This is a genomic window from Streptomyces hygroscopicus subsp. hygroscopicus, from assembly GCF_001553455.1.
GTDB classification, from domain to species: Bacteria; Actinomycetota; Actinomycetes; order Streptomycetales; family Streptomycetaceae; genus Streptomyces; species Streptomyces hygroscopicus.
Map to the genome: position 1 here is coordinate 1 of NZ_BBOX01000278.1, position 1,129 is coordinate 1,129.

The following is a 1,129-nucleotide window of genomic DNA, read 5'->3' on the forward strand; positions in this document are numbered from 1 at the left end:
CGACGGACCCGGACCGCCGGATCGGCACGATCAACCTCCTCGCACCCGCCGAACGCCAACGCGTCCTGGTGGAATGGAACACCACCCCGGACCCGGGTGCGGACGTCAGCGGCGACGCCGTATCCATCCCCGAACTCTTCGCACGACAGGTGCAACGCGTCCCCGACGCCACCGCCGTGGTGTTCGGCGACCGCACCCTCACCTACACGGAACTGGACGCCGCATCCAACCGACTGGCCCGACTGCTCATCGCCGAAGGCATCGGCCCCGAACGCATCGTCGCCCTGGCCCTGCCCAAATCCGCCGACATGATCGTGGCCATCCTCGCCGTCCTCAAAACCGGCGCCGCCTACCTACCCATCGACCCCCACTACCCCACCAGCCGCAAAGAGTTCATGCTCCACGACGCGGCCCCAGCCCTGATCATCACCACCTCACACCTCCACACCACCCTCAACACCCCCACCACCCCCATCCTGAACCTCGACACACCCACCACCACCCAGCGCCTGGCCACACAACACACCACCCCGGTCACAGACCACGACCGCCTCACCCCCCTGCACCCACACCACCCCGCCTACCTGATCTACACCTCAGGAACCACCGGAACCCCCAAAGCAGTCATCGTCCCCCACACCGGAACCGCCAACCTCACCACCACCCAGGCCCACCGACTCACCATCAACGACCACAGCCGCATCCTGCAACAAGCCTCACCCAGCTTCGACGCCACAGTCATGGAACTGCTGATGTCACTCACCACCGGAGCCACCCTCGTGGTCCCCGAACACACCCCCCTCGCCGGGGAAGAGCTGGAACAGGCCATAACCACCCACAAAATCACCCACGCACTCATCCCACCCACAGTCCTCAGCACCCTGCGCCCCACCCACACCCCACACCTGCACACCCTCATCGTCGGCGGAGAAGCCTGCCCAGCCAACCTCATAACCGAATGGTCCGCGACCAAGCGCATGGTCAACGCCTACGGACCCACCGAATCCACCATCTGCGCCACGATGAGCCCACCCCTGTCCAGCACCGACACCTCCCATCCCCCCATCGGCCGCCCCATCCAAGGAACCAACGCCTACGTCCTGGACAGGCACCTGCAGCCAGTCCCGGT

1 protein-coding gene is annotated in these 1,129 nt (G+C 65.9%); it reads left to right on the forward strand.

The window, feature by feature from the left end; translation table 11 throughout:
• A partial coding sequence (locus AXW62_RS26340; protein WP_159060964.1) for an AMP-binding protein occupies window positions 1–1,129 on the forward strand: 1,129 nt, incomplete at both ends.